The following is a 17,581-nucleotide window of genomic DNA, read 5'->3' as shown; positions in this document are numbered from 1 at the left end:
GGCTCCTCTCTATAGTATGTTTTGTCCAACTGCTTTTTCGACATTTTCTTGAATCATTCGCTTGCCGATTCCTCGGGAACCATCATAATCAGGAATCAAGATGACTGCAGGTGTCATTTTTTGTTGGACTTTTGCTAATTCATCGGGAATCAGCTCGGCACATTTTTCAGTCAGGTAGATGATCGTACTGTTCTTCATTAATTTTGCCAACGCCTGCTTCACTTCTTTTTCTTCCGAGGCATAGCAGACCTGAAAGCCAAATAATTGAAAAGGAATGACGGATTCTTTCTCGCCGATTACGCCGATTTTATGAGTCATAGTGCCGCATCCTTTCTCTGAGTTGTTCTTCCGTAAAGCCACTGCGTTTGCCTACTAGCAAGATACGCAGATTTTGCAGTTCCAAAACCTTAGCATTCAAAAATGCGAGTAAAGGCAGTGGTCCTAAAGCATCTGTTTGGGCTTGGCCATAGCTTTCTGTGATCAAATTGTCTTGCAAAAGTGCCAAGCCAGCAAAGTCGATCACCTGTTCATGAATCAAAGGCCGCAACACTTCCTGATAATCACTTTCTAATAAGAAGGCTAAAAAGTCACTATAGGACGCATCCGCAAACGCTAAAAATTCTTCTTTCGGGATACTGCCGACACTCACTAAGACTGCCTCCATAAAACTACGCGATCGTTTTTGAAGTACACAACGAGCGGCAATCGTTATATTGGTCAGATCGATCATCTTGATGACAGCTTCTTGTAGCTCAGGGATCTTGATTTCATCTGCCAGTCGCCGTTGTTCATGTAAATACCGGCGATCGTAAATGATATCGATGCCTTGCAGCACGGCGCCGCCTTCTAAGTACTCCCGCACTTCTTGGATTGTAGTCACGATTTTCTCAGGCAATACCTCTGAGGTTCCCGTTTTGATGGCGGTCCGACACTCATCGATCGTGTAAAAACCATCTTCGATCAGTAGATGATCATAATCTTTTCCAGTGACTGACTCTTTGGTCAAGACTTTTAGATTATGGAAAGTAAAAGGCATCATATACAGTCGGAGGATCTCTTGATCAGGAACCAGCTCGGCCAATTCTTTGATCGTCTTTAACAATTCTTCATCGAGATAGGTTTCGAATCGTTCATGAAAATCTGGCTTCAAATAGCGTTGATAATGGGTCTGCTGCAAGACAGCTTCGACTTCAGCAAACCCTTCTGCCGCAATCATTTGCTCGACTTCTTGCGGCTTTAGCAACGTCATCTCTTTCAGCCGAATGATTGGATTCAATTGATGATAGTTCCTCATGGATCAACCTCCTTGTTGTATGATCTGCAACCACCGTTCCCGGGTTTCTTTCTTGTATTCATCAAGCAAAACCTGATAGGTAAAATTGTATTGAATGCCGTTGTCATCCACCAAAAAGCCTGCTTCTGACAATGGTGCGCCTGCTTTGATTTGATACGGTAGTTTTGATTGACAAGACGTAAGCCAAGCGGCATCTAGATGGGCTGCTTGCTCAGGACCAGCGTGGAAGGTCACCGTCCCGCTGATCGGCAGCTGTTGCAGCACATTTTCAGCAAATGACTGCAGCTCTTCTGGCGTCCAGGCAACCATTTGTTGATACGCTTGCTCAAAAAGTTGTGTCAGGTATTCGTTTTGTTTCACCATTTGCTGCTGCTTAGCGGCACTTGCTTGGCGATTCAGCGCTTGCTGATAATTTTTTTCGGCTTGCTTTTTTGCTTGCTGGGCACGAAGCTGCAAGTCCGACTCTTTTTTCGCCCAGTCACGTGCCATCGTTTCACTGATCCTAGCACGTTCAGCGGCAGCCAAACGTTCCCGTTTTGTCTGCGCTTCTTGGTCTAGTTCAGCAATCATTTTGTCGATTGCATCCATACCTTCGCCCCCTTTAAATCGTTCCTAAAAGTAAGAAAGAAATAACAAAGCCTAAGATGGCATACATCTCAACCATTACTGAGAACATGACCCCTTTAAAGAAATGCTCTGGTTTCTTCGCTAAAATTTGAATCCCAGCTGCAGCGACCTTCCCTTGGGCCATTCCTGAGAATAAGCCAGTAAAGGCAACTGGCAGTGAGGCCATCAAGTACGCCATACCAGTCACTGTCGACATTTCACCACTTAAGCTACCATAGATCATAAACGCAATAACGAATCCGTAAAGTCCTTGCGTTCCGGGAAGCAATTGTAAAATCAAGGCTTGTCCAAACTTCTCCGGCTGATTCGTCGTTAAGGCTGCCGCTGCTTCACCAGTTTGGCCCACCCCTTTGGCTGAACCGATCCCAGAAAAGATCGTAGCGATCCCCATTCCGATAATTGCAAACACCATACCACCATTATTATTAATTAAGTAATCAATCATTTATTGTCTCCTCCATTTTCTTTATCAAAATCAACGTATTTCTCACTTGGCTTAAAGGTTTCAAATTGGCGCCCCCCACCAGTGAAAAATTTTCCGAAAAACTCTACATATTGTAAACGAGCGGCATGCACATACGCACTCAGTAACGATAAAAAGATGTTTAAAGCTTGTAGGACAACCAATAAGAGAATGCCTACAGAAAAACGAGCGGCTGGCGGCAAATAGCCCACCAATAAGTTGAAGGCTGCTGCGATACTCCCACCAGAGATCCCTAATGCCATCAAGCGGCTATAGCTGACAAAGTCGCCGATGTAACTGGTCACACCGTATAAGTCATACAAGCCTAAAAAGAAGCCGCCCACTTTGGTTTTCCCTTTCAGAATCGGTACCACGATGATCAATAAGGCACTAAAGCCTGCTAAAATCAAGCCGACGGTTGTTAGTGCTGGGACATCGATCAAAAGATTGCCTGCGGCTGCCACTAAAAGACCACTCAAAAGTCCTAGCCACGCAAAGCCTTCGTTGACTGCACCTAAAAGATCCTTTTTGCGGATATTTTCTTTGGCTGCTAAATAAAGGCCTGTAAACAGTTGGATGCCACCAAAAATCATGGATAGACCAAAGATCGCCATAAAATCTTCGGAGGGCGATAAAAGTTGGAAGGGCAATGTAGCACCAAAGAAGGAGCCGTAGATTGCGCCCCAAATCATAGTTGGCACAGACAAAATCTGGAACAATTTCAGAAACCGTTTGGTTCCTTTGGGCAAACGCAAGGCGTGTAGCCCAATCGTGGTCGCGACAGCCATTAATGCACCATAACCTAAGTCAGCCACCATCATACCAAAGAAAACATAGTAAAAAGGCGTCATCCATGGGGTTGGATCGATCTCATCGTATTTTGGCAAGCTGTACATTTCCGTCAACATTTCAAAGGGTTGAATAAACGAGGCGTTTTTTAGCTTCGTTGGCACTTGATTGGCAGCGATCTCCTCTGCAGTGGGTTCTTCAAATGAATAGTAAATCTCGTTGGCAAAGGATTCTTGGACCATTTCCGCCACTAACGGCTGATCCTTTTCTGCAATCCAGCCGCGCAAGAGGGCAAAGGTCTGACCAGCTGCTAAACGCTGTTGCATCATTGCCCGATTCTCACGAGTCAAAAAAAGTTCTTCCGCTTGCTGCAGCAGGATCAGCCGTTGTTTGTGCTGACTAATTTCTGTAATCAGTTCTTTGCGCTGCTGCGTCAAGGAAGTCAAGGCTTGTTTCGCATTTTGCAAAACCACTTTTGGTGATTCGGATGTCAGGCCAGTTTCTTTCTTCACCCCATATCGGTGAAACAATTGGAACACTTGCTCTTCGATCGCTGTTAAAAACAGGCAGCTGAAATTGACTTTTTTGGGTTCAGAATAGATCACTTCGATATGAACCTCTTCCAATTGACGCAAGGCTTCAGCTAGATCTTCCCAGCGTGGGCCTTCGACACTCCCAGCAAAAAAACTTGTATGTGCAGGCGCTTCGATCTCCAAGGGTACGTCAAGATTTTGCCATTGTGTCGCCCATTCTTCCGACTGCGTCGCTGCTTCGATCGCTTCGATCGTCTCTACCCAGCGCTCCTGCAAATTCTCGATTTCAACCAGCTCCGTTAATGCTGCGGCTTCATCGAAGCTTGTTTCAAAGTCCGACAGCCGCAAGGCATCTCGTTGCCATTCCGTGCCTTTTTTCGCATCACCATTTTGACGAATAAAGCGGATCGCTTCTTGCAGTCGACGAATCATTGGTTGATGAGAAGCACCTTCTGGGGTGGCTCCTGCAAAAAATTCCTGCAGCCAAGTTTCGTTGGCTTCCTGCTCAAATACGTTCTCGATTTCAACAAACTGCATCGTTTGCAGCTTCGTCAATAACCTTTCTTGGTAGTGCTTCGGGGTGATCAACGTTAGTTTATTTAGTTTGGTTACTGCCATAAGTCCCGATCACTCCTTCAACGATCTGTTGAACCGCTTGCTCTTGGAAGCTTTGCATATTTTTTTGGTAACGATCTAACACTTGCTGGTTCTCTTTTGCCAGCTGCTGCTTTTGTGCTGCTAGTGACTGTTGCAACTGCTCTTCGATTGTTGCTTGTTCTTGAGCAAGCGCCTCTTCCAAAGCGGCTGATCGCTCTTGCAATACTTGTTGCTGCTGCGCTTCTTCCGACTGCAATTCTTTTTTCAAAGCGCGCAATTGCTGTTCATTGGCTTCTTCTGCTTCTCGTAAACGAGTCAAAGCTTCTCTCATCGATTCCCCTCCTATAATGATTTGTATTCTCAACTGAAAAATAAACAAAAAAAGCATACCTCACGAAGAAGTATGCTGATATGAAAAAAGGCCAGCATTCCTCCAAGAATGTTTGCCTCACCCCTTGGCAAACCTGATCCTTGAAGCATAAAAAATGCTCAACCTTTGTCTATTTTATTTTTCAATTCCTGAACTATTATAGCAAAAAACGGCGTTCTATTCAAGTAAAATCATCTTTTGTGAGAAAAAAGTGTTTTTCACCTATTACTGATCCACTTGCTACCTGCCCAACTTTCCACCTAACATTTGCCAGGGATCGGATTGTTCTTACTAAATTGAAATCGGTCAAAATCAATTTAAGACTTAGAATGGTATGAATGAAGAACGTTGAGATTTTTTGAAAATGCTAGACATCATTTGATTGGTACCCAAAAGGAGATAACAGTTCCAACAACCCATTCGATCCCTGACAAATCTTAAGTGAGAAGTTCGCTTATTTCACTTCTCTTTTTATCGGTGGCAGAGGTTGGCCCTTTTCTTCACAAATGAAATAACCGCCTCGATATAGGCATGTGTAAATTTTACCTGGTTCCATTATTAAAGGAAGCCCATTTTTTAAATACATCGGTTTTCTTTCCATTGTGCTCACCTTGTCTTTCGTGGGAAAATCAGTCAAAATAAAAAACAACAGCTATTTCTAATCTTATCTTCAAGATTACCAAAAAATAAATCATTTTTCTAGTTTTTTAATCAAAATATCGCAACTCTATCAATTATTTTATATAAAGATGGATATTTAACGAAGTGTGTGTGTAAAGAATGAACAGGAGGAAAAAAGGATGTCAGATGAACGTTGGTTTAAAATTAGAAGAAAGCGAAACATCGAATTGGTTCTTTGTTTGCTTGTCGTCCTGCCGATGGTCTATGGCTTATGGTTTCAGCTCGCTTTTTTGATCCACTACATGTCGTTTTTGTTTCTGGTAGCTGTCTTCACTGCAATCTATGAAGGAATTCGTTGGATCTGGGCTTTTATTAGAAAAAAACGAGCGTGAAAAAGCTTGGCTCTGCTATAATAAATGAAACGAGCAGAGAGGAGTGCTTCTATGAAACGAATCATTATGGCTTGTGACTTACAACATGCCCCCAAAGCTTTACAAGAATCCGCCCTTTCTTTTGAGCCTTTTCTCCCGAATTCTCGAAGTGTCGCAGAGCTTTTTTATTCCGCCTATCATGAAACGACAGATGACGAAGGGGAATCGCTTGCTGACTGGCAAAGAGAGCTGAGAGAGACTGCTGACGGAAAATACGGTCCCTTGATCCCAGAGCTTTCTTTTCAGTTACAAAAGGATGATCACCCTATCGGTGCCGTAGTAACCAGCACGTTTCAAGAGCTTCCCCTGCTATTATTTGTCGTTATGGACGCAGCCTTTAAAGGCAAAGGCTTATCCAAGCTGCTGATGAAGGAAGTGATCCAACGAGCAAAAGCCATGGGACTCACTCACCTTTACTTGGTAGTGACGGTTGAAAACCAGCCAGCCTACAAGCTGTATGAAGCATGCGGTTTTTCTTTTGCAGGTGAAAGCTGGGCTGATCTTTCTCCTTAGCTAAGCTTGCAAGTTATCTAAGTCATTTTCTACTATTTGAAAAGGAGCTTCCAACCAATGAATGAACGACTAGCTGCTGCGATCCAACTGCGGACTGAAAAAAAACTGCAACAATCAAATGAACAATTGATTCAATTAGCTGCCGAAAATCCCCAAGATGCCTTTGTGCAGTACCAAACGGCTTGGAGCTATGATCTTTTAGGGGAAGAACAACAGGCAATTCCTTATTATGAACAAGCAATCGCTTTAGGGTTATCAGAAAACGACTTGCCAGATGCCTACCTAGGTCTAGGCAGCACTTATCGTGCCCTCGGCACTTATCAAAAAGCCGAAGAAGTGTTTTTACAAGCGATGAAGCAGTTTCCAAAAAATCATGCTTTGCAAACCTTCTATGCCATGACACTGTTTAATCTCGCCGAGTATGAGCAAGCCACTAAACGATTATTGACCCTGCTTGCCGAAACCTCTAGCGATCCAGACATCCAGTCTTACCGACAGGCACTTTTGTTTTATGCGGATAAACTCAATGAGACATGGGCATAAATATCCCCTATGAAGCAGCTCCTCTGCTCCCTTTTCTCGTAAAAGGGAGTCTTTCTTTTTTCATTTTCCCACGATCATCCTTTGCTACCACCGACTCTCCTTTGAACCTTTTCCTCCAAGCAACGCTACCCATCATTATCGAATTTTTCGATAAAAAACCAGTTGACGGCTCTCAATAAATCTGTTAGTTTATCTATGTTTTTTTAATAACAGATTGGAGGAATGACTATGCCCTTTATTGTCTATTTTTTCCTATCCTTATTGATCATTTATATTCCGACACCAACCCTTTTGCTGTTTTTTCAAAAACTCGCCTCGCAGCATGACAATCTGACGGCTTTCAGCAAACTTTTTCTATTATTGATGATCTTGCTGGATTATTACTTAAGCTATTATTGGTTAAAAAACTGCAAAGTCAAAAAAGCGCACTACCTTTATTTAGTCTTTGTCAATGTCTTCGAATGGCTGATCCACTTCTATCTTTATTCACGATTTGAAACGATCAATCTACTAGTCATTTTGTTGTTCCAGACTGTGCTTTTGTGCTGCATGGTTTTCTTCCCTTTGTCGGAGAAGTTCCGACGTTTCTTATTTACATAGTCAGTGAGAAGAAGGGTTCACAGTTTTCGGTTTCCTTGATACACTATCCTTATCTATTTGCGAAAGGAAGTGCGCGTATCCACACACCGGAACAAGCTCTTGAAGGCTATATTCAAGCAACCAATACCCACGATTTTCGTCAAGTTCAGCCATTCCTTGGAAAACAGGCGATCTATTACTTTTCTGATGCAACCTGTCGAACACCTATGGAAATTTGCCAATATTTTGAGAATGCTTGGGACTTAATCAAAGACGAACATTATCATATTTCAGATGTACAATGGCTCCACAAATCTGCTCAATCCGCAGTCTGTCTTTATACGTATCACTATGAAGGTTTTCTGAATGAAGAATTTATTGAAGGCTCGGGTAGAGCCACGAATGTTTTTGAAAAGATCGAAGGAAACTGGGTTTTGGTCCACGAACACTTAAGCTCCTCAGTTACCCCCTAGCCTACGTCATGATTTAAATGATCACAAGAACTGATTTACATTGCAAACCACCTTTGTTACGATTGATAAAAAGGATGTGTTGTGATGTCATTGATCGTCTTGATTGGCGCACAAGCCGTAGGGAAAATGACTGTGGGCAAAGAACTGGAAAAACGATTGGATGCAAAGCTTTTATTCAATCACCAGACCATTGATCTTTTTGCGAACTTTCTTGGCTATAGCCCCGCAGCATTCGCTTTGTCTAATCAAACGCGGATCGAACTCTTCAAAGCCTTTGTTCAAAATGAAGCCAATAATACGACAAAATCAATCATTTTTACGGTCTTGATTGGTTTCGATCAAGCGGGAGATTTAGCTTTTTTACAAGAGATCGCCCAACTATTTACCGATGCCCAGCAAAAGGTCTATTTTATCGAATTAGTGGCTGATATTGAGGAACGCTTAAAGCGCAATTGCCATGAGGACCGTTTAGCCGCAAAGCCGTCAAAAAGAGCGCTGGCTTTTTCTAGAAACGAGCTTTTGTCTTCGTTTGAAAACTATCGCTTAGAAAGCCTGCCACAGGAATTAGCTACCCTTTTTCCAACGATTCCTTCGCTGAAAATCAACAATACCCACTTACCACCTGATGAAGTGAGTCAAACAATTATTGCCCATTTTTCCTTGACTTAAGTCTAAAAGAAACGCCATTTTCAAGCTTTGCTTCAATACGAAATTGTCTATTGACTTTGACGCTGCGTCAAGCGGTATCCTCTAATTAAGAGGAGGTGTCAAAATGAACGTTTATGTTATGCCAATGTTTTATCAATTGAAGACAAAAGATATTGAACAATCATCAAAATGGTTTGCTGAAATCTTGGGGTTCCAGTCATTGTATCAGTTTCGCAATCAAGAAAATCAAGTGACGATGGACCATCTGCGTCTTGCTGACTACCAAGATTTGATGCTGATTGCCGCAGACTCGTTCACTGTTGGCGATGGGGCAATTTTGAATGTAGCGATGATTGATCTTCAGAATATCGCTCAGAAAATTCCCGAAAAGTGGATCGTGGAACCTTTGATGGAAAAGCCGTGGAATGCCCTTGAAATGACCATCAAAGACCCCAACGGTTATTTGTTTACCCTAACAGAGGCGATAAGAAAAAACGAATCAGACTTTCAAACCTTGATGGACCAAACCAAGGATTACTTACAATAAAATGGAACCGAGTAAGAAGGATGGCTTTCTTACTCGGTTCCTTTTTTATAAAACTTGATTCTGGCAACAATGACAAAAACGAACGCTCCCTAGATTTACCTAGCGAAACTTTTTATCCCATCAGATATACCGTTTTAGTATATTTTTAAATATTGAAGTTAATTATTAACACACTTAACTCAGAACATGCTACACTATTTAAAAAGGAGGAGTTCCTATGGAAAAGAAATCGCAGCTTCCGTGGTACAAGCGCAAAACGTTCTACCTTCCAGTTGCCGTCGTCCTCGGCGTGATTGGGGTTCTTCCCAGTCTCGTTTCTCTTTTCGGAGTCTCGATCGATGATGAATTCAATCCTGATTACTATTCTGATCCAAATGAACCAATGTTCAAGAAAAAACAAAACTGACTGTTGCGATGCCGTATGCAGGTTTTTTGACCAACAAAAAAAGAGCAATCACTCGCTGTTGTGTTTGCTCCTTTTTTAAAAGGGATTCGGCAAACCTACGCACCTTGACAGGGTAAGCTGTTTGGGGAGAGGGCGTTTGAATGCACGAATGAACAGTAACTTATTACGTGAAACCACTTATACTTTTTCCTGTTAAAAAATCAATTGCTAACCAATCACAAAGGATCGATTATTTGAAGAAAGAAAAAACGTTAGCCATTAGTTCTACAACTTCCCAGGGAAAACTAAAAAAATCAAACATCCATTTCTCCTCCTTTAATTGACTTTCTTCAAGTTTACCCGCAAAATAAAGCTGTAACATATTTGGACTATTTTTCCGTCCACTTTTTTTAGGAGGGATTTTTTGAAGGCCAATGACTTGTTAAAAGAGTTACGAACGGAACGAAATATCTCACAGCGAAAATTGGTTGAGAACATTTCAGAACGCAGTACACTGGCAACCTTTGAACAAAAAGGGCACCGCATCGCCTTTGATATTTTGCACCAATATTTGGACCGCTTAAATGTCACTTTGGAGGAATTTGAGTATCGCTTGGATGACAATCAAGTCAGCGAGAAAAAGCAGCTATCCAAACAGTTGACCACCGCTTACTATGAAAGCAAGTATTCTGAAGTCCTCTCTTTGATCAACAAAGCCCAAGCGCTGTATAAAACCACGAAGGATTTCTTCTATTATGTCCTGTATAGTCAATTCTTTTTGATTTTAGAGAAAAAAGGCGTGGTTACCGACGAGGAAGAACGGCGCATCATCGAAGCGACCATCAAGAAATACTTGGAACGCATCGACACGTGGGGAAAATTTGAAATCTCCTTATTTACCAATCTGCTCTTCCTCTTTTCTGACGAGTACATCTTGTATCAAATGAAACACCTGAATAAAAAAATTTTTTACAGCAATGCGTTAAGTATCAATTATCAAATCTACACAAAATTGCTGACGAATGCGGCTTTCTTGTTTATCGATCGCAAAAAACCTGCCGAGTTGGCGCATGTGCTGACGTATCTAGCCGATCACCTGCCGCCGGACAATGATCGTATCCGCTTGATGATTCGTTATTTCGAAGGCATCTACGCCTTGTTTCAAGGAGATCGTACGCTGGGAATGGCCACGATTGAAAAAGCACTGGATTATCTGCGTTTTATTGGGCAAGAAGCCTTTGCCAAAGAATTAGAGGCACTGGCTCAGAGTATCTAAAAAAAACCTGCTGCTTCCTCTCAGTAAGAGAACGACTCTCTTACACGGAGGAAACAGCAGGTTTATTTTTTTCTTAAAGTAAATGCAATGCTTCTTTCCAGAGCAAGACCCGTTTGACGGAAGCATTCAAATCAGCTTCTAAATAGCGGCCATCTTCAACCGCTTGTACCACAAAAGGAATCTGTTCTTGATAGGTAGAGGAGATCACTAGATCATTTCCCGCCTGCAACGCCTGTAATGCGGCTTCTTTTTGCGGAATGAACTCAGAAAGTCCTGCCATATCCAAGTCATCCGTCATGATGACCCCTTTAAAATGCAATTCATTTCGCAGCAGCTCATGCACGGGTTTTGAAATAGAGGCGGGTACGGTCTTATCGATACTATTGACGATCGTATGGGCGACCAAAATACTATCGGCACCAGCTTTGATCCCTGCGGCAAAAGGCAGAAAATCCGTTTCCCGCAGTGCAGATAGCGGGCGGTCATCGGTGACGATTTCGACATGCGAGTCACGATTATTGCCATAGCCAGGAAAATGCTTCAAGGTAGACCCAACGTGGTGTTTCTGTAAAACTTGAACCACACGTTCTACAAACGCACTCGTGCCCTGCGCATCCATACCAATGGTTCGGTCGTAGATAAAGGACTGCGGATCAGTGGAAACATCGGCAACGGGAAACAGCCCAGCATTGATGCCGTAAGCTTTTAAAATTTCCGCTTTCTTTGCTGTATCTTCTTCGATCGCTGACCATCCACCTTGGGCATACAGCTGTTGTGGTGAGAGAAAACGCTGATCCGTAAGGTTCGGATTGCGGCTGATGCGAGTCACTGTGCCCCCTTCTTCATCCATACCGATTAACAGCGGGATGGCGCTGGCTGCTTGGTAATCTGAAATTTTCTGTTTCAAGCTCGCCGCCGTCTCATTTTCGGTATCACGGCCGAATAACAGATAGCCACCAAAGTGATACTTTTGAAGCTCTTCGATTTGATTGCTTTCTGGCACACGCACAAAAAACAATTGCCCGACCTTTTCCTCCAAACTCATCGTGGCGATTTTTTCTGCTATTGCCTCTTCTGGCTGTTCTTGCGTGGAAGTTGAAACAGAAGTTGACGTGGAAACTGAGGTGGGTTCCTGACTTTCCCTGCTTTCTTCCTGTGTTTCGTCCCTCAAGCTACTTTGCTGGATCATGGCTGGCTCTTCGGTTTGCTGTTTTTGCTGTTCTATCATCCACTTCATCCCTCCCATTGCTGCTAAGACCAAGAAAAGAAACAGTCCCATAGCGAGTCCTTTTTTATTCATAGGTTCCCCTTCCCCTCTAAACAAGTTATTGAGAATGATTAAGCCAATCCTTAGAAAGAAAAAAGTGAACCACTGACGAAATATTCGCAGATGATTCACTTCAATGGATGTTATCGTTCTTTTTTACTCGTTAAACGAACCGTCGGATCAGCCGTTTGTATGGTACCGCACGCCCTACGATGTAAATCAACGCAGTTTGTATCGGGAACATGATGACTGCTTTTAGCAAGCGGACCGACCAGATCGCCCAGCTTGTCAAAGGAATATTCAGCATCATAGCTAACCAGATCGGTGTTAAGATCAAGGTTATTAAAAGTGTATTTAACAAGACGACCATCGCCGCTCGTTTTAATGTGACTTCTTTCCGATAAAAGAAGTAGCCATAAATCAGTCCACCAACGAAGGCATTGATGGTAAAGCCGAAAAAGTAGGCTGATTTTGGAAAAATCACCATTCCTGCGATATCGGCTAATGAGGAGCCAACTGCTGTCCAGAACGGACCAAACAGCATACCCATGATCAGCTGTGGTACAAAGGAAAATGTGATTTTGATATAGGAGGTTTCAAACCCCAAGATTTGCGACAAGACGACCATTAAGGCAATCAAAAGTCCCATGACCGCAATCATGTGTGCATCGACTTTTCTTTTCATAGCGAGCATCTCCTTTTAGAGTTGCTACAAATTCATGCAGCGAATGCGAAAATAAAACCGCGAACGAATGATCGTTCTTCGTCCGAAAGGCAACATCCCATCCTTTCAGCACTTAACGCTTTATTTCCTACTCTGATTTTTTTTAGGTATTTCTACCCAGACACACTATAGCATACAAGCGCGGACTGCTACAATTTTTCTTGCTTATTTTCTTGTACAAAATCTGCCAATGTTCGCTTTTCTTTTTTTGTGCATCAAAAAAACGCTTTTCTCATGTGAATCTTTCTGCCACCAGTAAGTGAGCAGCAAACATTCTCAAAAAAAGCGTTCATTCCTGTTTCTTGTTTCCTTTCAAGCCTTATGACAATTTACCCAATCAGATTGTCATTGATCAATACCGATTTGATGTCGCGTAATTGATGATCGATAGCAAGCTGTTCATGGGTCATTGTTGCGGTAACCTCTTTCATGGCATGCATTTCTTCATTCAATTCGTTGATATTCGTTACTAATTTGTTCAATGCTTCAATAATCAATTGATTGTTATCCATGGTGAAACACTCCTTTTTGTAATGGTTGAGGTTAGTCTTCTTCGTTGATTGGCTGATTCATCGTACCAACGGCGGCAACTGCGCGTTTCGTTTTATAAAACAATTTGTATAAAACAAGAACGACGACTGGGATCAGTCCGCATAAGATGTAGATTTGCGAATAATCAAACAGACCGTGTAAGCTTCCTAATGCATAGGGACCTACGCCTAAGCCGAGATCCAGCCCGATGAAATAAGTGGAGAGCGCTACGCCGACTCGGTGAGGATCGACTTCTTTCAGACAGACAGCTTGGCCATTGGACATGAAGGTGCCATAGCCCAAGCCGACAAAGCAACCCGCAAGCAACAACATCCAGCTGTTGCCAGTAATACTCAATAAGAAAAGACCAAGGGTCAAGAATAGAAAGCTGGGATACATGACCGCATCTGCGCCATGGCGGTCAAACAGTTTGCCCGTCATTGGCCGTGTGAAGGTCACAGAAAGTGCATAGACGATGAAGAAAAAGGCACCGGCCGTTTCCAACCCAAGGTCACTGGCGTAGATCGACAAGAAGCCGAGAACGCTGGAATAAGCCAACCCGATCAAAAAGGCAATCCCAGAAATGAAAAAGACTTTTGGTTCGACAAAACTTTTGATGGACCATTTTTGCAGCTGTGCTTTGTGTTCTTCCGTCAATGGGATGTTTTTGACCGGGAACCAGAAACAAGCGATGGCTGTTGCGATCGATAAAATAGTTGCTAACCAAATAATGAAATCAAAGCCGACCGTCGGTAGTAATAGCATACCAATAAAAGGTCCGACCGCCGCTGCTAAACTAGTACTTAATCCATAGTAATTGATCCCTTCGCCATGTTTGGAAGCTGGGATATAAGCGGTGACGATCGCATTAGCCGCAGTCGAGACGGCACCATAAGCAAAGCCATTGAAAAAGCGCACCGCATCTAAAATATAAATGTTGACTGAGACCAAATAAGTAGCGGTGGTAATGACATAAAACAATATCCCCCAGCGCAAAACGGCTTTACGACCAACTAATTCTAAAATTTTCCCAACATACAAGCGAGCGATCAAGGTCCCGATAATATAGATCCCCGCTGCCAAGCCAGCTTGTGCAGTGGATGCCCCTAACTCCTGCGTGGCAAATTTCGCGGTGATGACGACAAAACAATAATACACGAGAAAGACGATAAAATTGATCAAGGTAATCGTGATAAACCCTTTGTTCCATAGTTTTTCATTTTTAGTTGTCGGCAACGAGCTGACGACTCCTTCTTGATTGGTTTCCCTATCTGACATGTTTCTTCCATTCCTCCTGTTTGTGCTGTGATGCGTTTTACTATACCGAAACTTCCTCTGCTTGAAATGCGCTTTTGCTGTTAAAAAAGAGCATTAACAAGAAACATTAACATTTGTTATTGCTTTTTCACCAGAAATGTCTTTTAATGAAGCATGAATAGAGGAAATTTCAGATTTTTTTCAGAAAATGTTGGGTTGGCATGAAGTGAAGGAGTAACGTGGGTGGAGAAACAGATATTACGTGATTATTTAGAAAAACAAGCAATACCGGTCGTTATCCGTAAGAAAAAGAGTTACTTGACATATGAAGGCATCCCGGATCGGTACGTCTATATTTTAAAAAAAGGCATCATCAAAACTAGCGTAGTGACCCATGAAGGGCGCGAATTCAACTTGCGCTATTTGACGGATTTTGAGATCGTCTCTTTGTTTAAAGACGAATCCTCTCAAGAAGTCGAAGCCCCTTTTAATGTGCGGGTTGAATCAGAAGAAGCCGAATTATACAAAATCGTGCGGGATCAATTTTGGGCAGATGTCAATCGTGACCGTCTGCTGCAGGATTATGTCAAAGAGTATTATCGAAGAAACTTGATGGATACGATGAAAAAGATGCAGCAAATGCTGATGAACGGCAAATTTGGTGCTGTCTGTACCCAAATCAATGAGCTGTATGAAACGTTCGGAATCCAGACAACAGATGGTGTCTTGATTGACTTTGAAGTCACCAATGAGGAGATCGCTCGCTTTTGCGGCATTACCTCTGCCAGCAGTGTCAATCGAATGATGCAAAAATTACGAGAATCTGGCGCCCTAAAAAGTGTCGATCGCAAACTATTAGTGACAGATATCGACTTTATTCGGGAGAATATTATTTATTGATCAAAAAAAAGACTTTGCACGCCTATTGGTTTCAGGCACACAAAGTCTTTTTCGATTAAATAAACGTCACTGTTTCCGTCACTTCGATCGCTGGATCTAATGATTGGATCACGGGGCAATTTGGTGAAACGAGTTTTAGGCAACGGGTCGCTTTGTCATGGTCGGCTTCAGCGATTTTCGCATAAAACTGAATGTGGATGGCACTGACTGGTTGGGCTTTTTTGTTGTCGTCCCGGTCATAGCTGACTTCGATCTTTTCGATTTCTGCTGTGATTTTTGAATTCTCTAGGACGGATGCGTATACATAGCCGCCGCAAGCAGCGACCGCACTCACCAGCATTTGGACTGGCGAATAGCCTTTTTCCCGTGCTAATACCCAATTGCCAGTTGGGGTCGTCATTTCAAATTTGTCGCTTCCTTGATGGATCGTCAATGTTTCTACTGTCATCGTTTTTCTCTCCTCACAAAATGATCTGGTTCAACTTCGACCCATTCATACAATGGTGTCAAAGTAATCGTGCTTTGAATTTCCGTTTGTTCCATCGCACCTCTTGCTAACACAGGATCAGCGATCGGCGCTGCTGCTAATAATTTCTTCGTGTAAGGATGCAGCGGATTGTCAAACAAACGGTCGGTAGGTGCCAATTCAACTAATTTCCCTTGATACATGACGGCTGTTCGGTCACTGATATGACGAATCACGGACAAGTCATGGGAAATGAACAAATAAGACAATGAAAACTCTTTTTGCAGACGCAGCAGCAATTGGATGATCTGAGCCTGAATGGAGACATCTAATGCCGAAGTCGGTTCATCACACAAGACGAACGCCGGGCGATTGACCACCGCACGAGCGATGCCGATCCGTTGCCGTTGTCCGCCGCTGAAACTGCGGGGCAGTTTATGGACATCATCACCCGTGATCCCGACGATCGCTAAGATTTCTTTGGCTTTCGCTCGGGCAGCATCTTTCGTTTCATGATACAACGGCTCCATCACCAGTTCAAGTGCCGTCATGCGGGGATTCAATGATGAATACGGATCTTGGAAAATGATCTGCATTTGCTGATACGCTGCTTTGCGATCTTCTGCCGTCAATGCTGTTAGCTCTTTGCCTTCGAAGAAAATCTCCCCGCTTGTTAAGGTCTCTAAATTTAAAATACTGCGTCCTAAAGTGGTTTTCCCACTCCCAGATTCCCCTACTAGCCCCAATGTCTCGCCCCGATGGATCGTTAGGCTGACATCTTCGACCGCTCGGACTTCACTGACAGTGCCGCGCCAGTTTTTGCTGCGAAAGGTTTTCGTCGCATGTTCTACGCGAATCAGTTCTTCCATTATTCTGTCACCTCCTGATTGCGCCAAACGCGATGGGTCTTAGATAACTGCGTTTCTTGCAACTCATCTGCCAATGTCTCATGATAGTCAAAGACTTTTAATTCGGCATGCTTGTCGCCTAAATGGGCCGCCTGCAATAATTGTTTCGTATAAGGATGCGCAGGTTGATAAAAGATTTCTTCTGTGGTGCCTTCTTCCACGACTCGACCTTGATACATCACTTTAATAAAGTCGCACATTCCTGCAACGACCCCAAAGTCATGGGTCACAAGGACGACGGAAAGCTGGTTCTCTCTTTGCAGGTTTTTGATCAAGGCCAAAATCTGTGCTTGGATCGTCACATCTAAAGCCGTCGTCGGTTCATCTGCGATCAGCAATTTCGGTTGCGCCAATAAAGCCATGGCGATCATCACCCGCTGACGCATCCCCCCTGATAGCTCGTGGGGATATTGTTTCATGCGTTGCGCTGGAAAAGGTATGCCGACTTTTTCTAACTCTTTGACGGCGATTTCTTGAGCTGCTTTTTTCGATACTTTTTGTGAGCGGCGAATCACTTCGATCAAATGATAGCCAATCGTACGCAAAGGATTCAACGAAGTCATCGGGTCTTGAAAAATCATGGCGATCGGTAATGTTCGACGATCGGTCACTGCTGCTCCTTCAAATGTATAACTGGCATAGTGATCGGTCACCTTATCAGGCAAAAGATCCATGACACTTTTCATGGTCATACTTTTGCCACTACCAGATTCGCCGACGATCCCAACCACTTTGCCTTTTGGAATCACTAGATCCAGCTTTTTGACTAACGGTTTCGGACCGGTTTTGCTGTGAAACGTCACATTCAACGCTTCGATCGCTAATAATTCTGTCTTCAT

The 17,581-nt window shown here is 43.1% G+C and carries 23 protein-coding genes, 1 riboswitch and 1 other annotated feature; of the genes, 10 read left to right on the top strand and 13 right to left on the bottom strand.

The annotated features are described in order from the left end of the window. Nucleotides 1–9 precede the first annotated feature (9 nt). Genes IGI96_RS13255 through IGI96_RS13230 form a run of 6 tightly spaced genes read right to left on the bottom strand, consistent with a single transcriptional unit; the run spans nt 10 to nt 4,634 of the window. Nucleotides 10–318, bottom strand: coding sequence for a V-type ATP synthase subunit F (locus IGI96_RS13255; protein ID WP_005225570.1), 309 nt, complete (start codon nt 316–318; stop codon nt 10–12). Then, on the bottom strand, nt 308–1,294 hold the full coding sequence (locus IGI96_RS13250; protein ID WP_074535045.1) for a V-type ATPase subunit: 987 nt from the start codon (nt 1,292–1,294) through the stop codon (nt 308–310). The genes IGI96_RS13255 and IGI96_RS13250 overlap by 11 nt, the downstream gene beginning before the upstream one ends. A gap of 3 nt (nt 1,295–1,297) precedes the next feature. Then, complete coding sequence (locus tag IGI96_RS13245) at nt 1,298–1,882, bottom strand: hypothetical protein (RefSeq protein ID WP_087627187.1); 585 nt, start codon at nt 1,880–1,882, stop codon at nt 1,298–1,300. 13 nt (nt 1,883–1,895) lie between these two features. Beyond that, on the bottom strand, nt 1,896–2,366 hold the full coding sequence (locus IGI96_RS13240) for a V-type ATP synthase subunit K (RefSeq protein WP_005225567.1): 471 nt from the start codon (nt 2,364–2,366) through the stop codon (nt 1,896–1,898). After that, nucleotides 2,363–4,324, bottom strand: coding sequence for a V-type ATP synthase subunit I (locus tag IGI96_RS13235; protein WP_375838483.1), 1,962 nt, complete (start codon nt 4,322–4,324; stop codon nt 2,363–2,365). Before IGI96_RS13235 ends, IGI96_RS13240 begins: the two co-directional genes overlap by 4 nt. Beyond that, on the bottom strand, nt 4,302–4,634 hold the full coding sequence (locus IGI96_RS13230; protein ID WP_172462566.1) for a V-type ATPase, subunit F family protein: 333 nt from the start codon (nt 4,632–4,634) through the stop codon (nt 4,302–4,304). Before IGI96_RS13230 ends, IGI96_RS13235 begins: the two co-directional genes overlap by 23 nt. Nucleotides 4,635–4,744: 110 nt before the next feature. Further along, nucleotides 4,745–4,798 (bottom strand) — a sequence feature (sodium ion sensor (DUF1646 type); this cis-regulatory element may regulate processes involved in with the transportation of sodium ions). A 675-nt stretch (nt 4,799–5,473) separates the two neighbouring features. On the opposite strand from IGI96_RS13230, the gene IGI96_RS13225 reads away from it, so the two are divergent. From IGI96_RS13225 to IGI96_RS13185, 9 genes are all read left to right on the top strand, one after another. Continuing rightward, nucleotides 5,474–5,686 (top strand): hypothetical protein, encoded by a 213-nt coding sequence (locus IGI96_RS13225; RefSeq protein WP_347482602.1) that lies wholly within the window; start codon nt 5,474–5,476, stop codon nt 5,684–5,686. A 24-nt stretch (nt 5,687–5,710) separates the two neighbouring features. After that, nucleotides 5,711–6,238: a GNAT family N-acetyltransferase gene (locus IGI96_RS13220; RefSeq protein WP_375838484.1), complete on the top strand. Its 528-nt coding sequence runs from the start codon at nt 5,711–5,713 to the stop codon at nt 6,236–6,238. Between the two features lie 57 nt (nt 6,239–6,295). Then, the gene (locus IGI96_RS13215) at nt 6,296–6,781 is read left to right on the top strand and encodes a tetratricopeptide repeat protein (RefSeq protein ID WP_375838485.1); all 486 of its coding nucleotides are present in this window, start codon (nt 6,296–6,298) and stop codon (nt 6,779–6,781) included. A 228-nt stretch (nt 6,782–7,009) separates the two neighbouring features. Further along, nucleotides 7,010–7,381, top strand: a complete 372-nt coding sequence (locus IGI96_RS13210; RefSeq protein ID WP_074535041.1) for a hypothetical protein — start codon at nt 7,010–7,012, stop codon at nt 7,379–7,381. Nucleotides 7,382–7,416: 35 nt separating this feature from the next. Continuing rightward, nucleotides 7,417–7,833, top strand: coding sequence for a YybH family protein (locus tag IGI96_RS13205; protein WP_086294897.1), 417 nt, complete (start codon nt 7,417–7,419; stop codon nt 7,831–7,833). Between the two features lie 84 nt (nt 7,834–7,917). Then, on the top strand, nt 7,918–8,502 hold the full coding sequence (locus tag IGI96_RS13200; RefSeq protein ID WP_271772896.1) for an AAA family ATPase: 585 nt from the start codon (nt 7,918–7,920) through the stop codon (nt 8,500–8,502). Between the two features lie 103 nt (nt 8,503–8,605). Beyond that, nucleotides 8,606–9,028, top strand: coding sequence for a VOC family protein (locus IGI96_RS13195; protein WP_271772898.1), 423 nt, complete (start codon nt 8,606–8,608; stop codon nt 9,026–9,028). Nucleotides 9,029–9,245: 217 nt separating this feature from the next. After that, nucleotides 9,246–9,434 carry a hypothetical protein gene (locus IGI96_RS13190; protein ID WP_123834347.1) on the top strand — a complete coding sequence of 63 codons (189 nt, stop codon included), beginning with the start codon at nt 9,246–9,248 and terminating at the stop codon, nt 9,432–9,434. Nucleotides 9,435–9,837: 403 nt separating this feature from the next. Beyond that, entirely contained in the window at nt 9,838–10,689 is an 852-nt protein-coding gene (locus tag IGI96_RS13185) for an Rgg/GadR/MutR family transcriptional regulator (protein ID WP_081116612.1), read from the top strand. 73 nt (nt 10,690–10,762) lie between these two features. Here the strand turns inward: IGI96_RS13185 and IGI96_RS13180 are convergent, their stop codons facing one another. The 4 genes from IGI96_RS13180 to IGI96_RS13165 form a co-directional block, all read right to left on the bottom strand. Then, nucleotides 10,763–11,989, bottom strand: coding sequence for a glycoside hydrolase family 3 protein (locus IGI96_RS13180; RefSeq protein ID WP_077452719.1), 1,227 nt, complete (start codon nt 11,987–11,989; stop codon nt 10,763–10,765). A 130-nt stretch (nt 11,990–12,119) separates the two neighbouring features. Further along, the gene (locus IGI96_RS13175; RefSeq protein WP_005225551.1) at nt 12,120–12,650 is read right to left on the bottom strand and encodes a folate family ECF transporter S component; all 531 of its coding nucleotides are present in this window, start codon (nt 12,648–12,650) and stop codon (nt 12,120–12,122) included. 26 nt (nt 12,651–12,676) lie between these two features. Beyond that, a riboswitch (THF riboswitch) is annotated at nt 12,677–12,778 on the bottom strand. 231 nt (nt 12,779–13,009) lie between these two features. Then, nucleotides 13,010–13,192 carry a hypothetical protein gene (locus tag IGI96_RS13170; protein ID WP_005225550.1) on the bottom strand — a complete coding sequence of 61 codons (183 nt, stop codon included), beginning with the start codon at nt 13,190–13,192 and terminating at the stop codon, nt 13,010–13,012. Nucleotides 13,193–13,223: 31 nt separating this feature from the next. Further along, the gene (locus IGI96_RS13165; protein ID WP_375838486.1) at nt 13,224–14,489 is read right to left on the bottom strand and encodes an MFS transporter; all 1,266 of its coding nucleotides are present in this window, start codon (nt 14,487–14,489) and stop codon (nt 13,224–13,226) included. A gap of 222 nt (nt 14,490–14,711) precedes the next feature. Between IGI96_RS13165 and IGI96_RS13160 the strand changes: the two genes are divergently transcribed. Then, a complete protein-coding gene (locus IGI96_RS13160; RefSeq protein WP_008378905.1) occupies nt 14,712–15,368 on the top strand; it encodes a Crp/Fnr family transcriptional regulator in 657 nt (218 codons plus the stop codon). 55 nt (nt 15,369–15,423) lie between these two features. Here IGI96_RS13160 and IGI96_RS13155 read toward each other — a convergent pair whose 3' ends face one another. The 3 genes from IGI96_RS13155 to IGI96_RS13145 are packed head-to-tail and all read right to left on the bottom strand — an operon-like array spanning nt 15,424 to nt 17,581. Continuing rightward, nucleotides 15,424–15,816: an OsmC family protein gene (locus tag IGI96_RS13155; RefSeq protein WP_010747810.1), complete on the bottom strand. Its 393-nt coding sequence runs from the start codon at nt 15,814–15,816 to the stop codon at nt 15,424–15,426. Continuing rightward, nucleotides 15,813–16,703 (bottom strand): ATP-binding cassette domain-containing protein, encoded by an 891-nt coding sequence (locus tag IGI96_RS13150; RefSeq protein WP_002316738.1) that lies wholly within the window; start codon nt 16,701–16,703, stop codon nt 15,813–15,815. Before IGI96_RS13150 ends, IGI96_RS13155 begins: the two co-directional genes overlap by 4 nt. Beyond that, a complete protein-coding gene (locus IGI96_RS13145) occupies nt 16,703–17,581 on the bottom strand; it encodes an ABC transporter ATP-binding protein (protein WP_005225545.1) in 879 nt (292 codons plus the stop codon). The genes IGI96_RS13150 and IGI96_RS13145 overlap by 1 nt, the downstream gene beginning before the upstream one ends.

It is taken from the genome of Enterococcus sp. DIV0421 (assembly GCF_051713745.1).
Taxonomy (GTDB): Bacteria; Bacillota; Bacilli; order Lactobacillales; family Enterococcaceae; genus Enterococcus_D; species Enterococcus_D casseliflavus.
The sequence above is the reverse complement of the archived record's forward strand: the minus strand, read 5'-3'. Positions and strand labels throughout refer to the sequence as shown.

Coding starts and splice junctions, on each gene's coding strand:
- IGI96_RS13255 (WP_005225570.1), bottom strand. CDS start 318: ATGACTCATAAAATCGGCGTAATCGGCGAGAAAGAATCCGTCATTCCT.
- IGI96_RS13250 (WP_074535045.1), bottom strand. CDS start 1,294: ATGAGGAACTATCATCAATTGAATCCAATCATTCGGCTGAAAGAGATG.
- IGI96_RS13245 (WP_087627187.1), bottom strand. CDS start 1,882: ATGGATGCAATCGACAAAATGATTGCTGAACTAGACCAAGAAGCGCAG.
- IGI96_RS13240 (WP_005225567.1), bottom strand. CDS start 2,366: ATGATTGATTACTTAATTAATAATAATGGTGGTATGGTGTTTGCAATT.
- IGI96_RS13235 (WP_375838483.1), bottom strand. CDS start 4,324: ATGGCAGTAACCAAACTAAATAAACTAACGTTGATCACCCCGAAGCAC.
- IGI96_RS13230 (WP_172462566.1), bottom strand. CDS start 4,634: ATGAGAGAAGCTTTGACTCGTTTACGAGAAGCAGAAGAAGCCAATGAA.
- IGI96_RS13225 (WP_347482602.1), top strand. CDS start 5,474: ATGTCAGATGAACGTTGGTTTAAAATTAGAAGAAAGCGAAACATCGAA.
- IGI96_RS13220 (WP_375838484.1), top strand. CDS start 5,711: ATGAAACGAGCAGAGAGGAGTGCTTCTATGAAACGAATCATTATGGCT.
- IGI96_RS13215 (WP_375838485.1), top strand. CDS start 6,296: ATGAATGAACGACTAGCTGCTGCGATCCAACTGCGGACTGAAAAAAAA.
- IGI96_RS13210 (WP_074535041.1), top strand. CDS start 7,010: ATGCCCTTTATTGTCTATTTTTTCCTATCCTTATTGATCATTTATATT.
- IGI96_RS13200 (WP_271772896.1), top strand. CDS start 7,918: ATGTCATTGATCGTCTTGATTGGCGCACAAGCCGTAGGGAAAATGACT.
- IGI96_RS13195 (WP_271772898.1), top strand. CDS start 8,606: ATGAACGTTTATGTTATGCCAATGTTTTATCAATTGAAGACAAAAGAT.
- IGI96_RS13190 (WP_123834347.1), top strand. CDS start 9,246: ATGGAAAAGAAATCGCAGCTTCCGTGGTACAAGCGCAAAACGTTCTAC.
- IGI96_RS13180 (WP_077452719.1), bottom strand. CDS start 11,989: ATGAATAAAAAAGGACTCGCTATGGGACTGTTTCTTTTCTTGGTCTTA.
- IGI96_RS13175 (WP_005225551.1), bottom strand. CDS start 12,650: ATGCTCGCTATGAAAAGAAAAGTCGATGCACACATGATTGCGGTCATG.
- IGI96_RS13170 (WP_005225550.1), bottom strand. CDS start 13,192: ATGGATAACAATCAATTGATTATTGAAGCATTGAACAAATTAGTAACG.
- IGI96_RS13165 (WP_375838486.1), bottom strand. CDS start 14,489: ATGTCAGATAGGGAAACCAATCAAGAAGGAGTCGTCAGCTCGTTGCCG.
- IGI96_RS13155 (WP_010747810.1), bottom strand. CDS start 15,816: ATGACAGTAGAAACATTGACGATCCATCAAGGAAGCGACAAATTTGAA.
- IGI96_RS13150 (WP_002316738.1), bottom strand. CDS start 16,703: ATGGAAGAACTGATTCGCGTAGAACATGCGACGAAAACCTTTCGCAGC.
- IGI96_RS13145 (WP_005225545.1), bottom strand. CDS start 17,581: ATGAAGACAGAATTATTAGCGATCGAAGCGTTGAATGTGACGTTTCAC.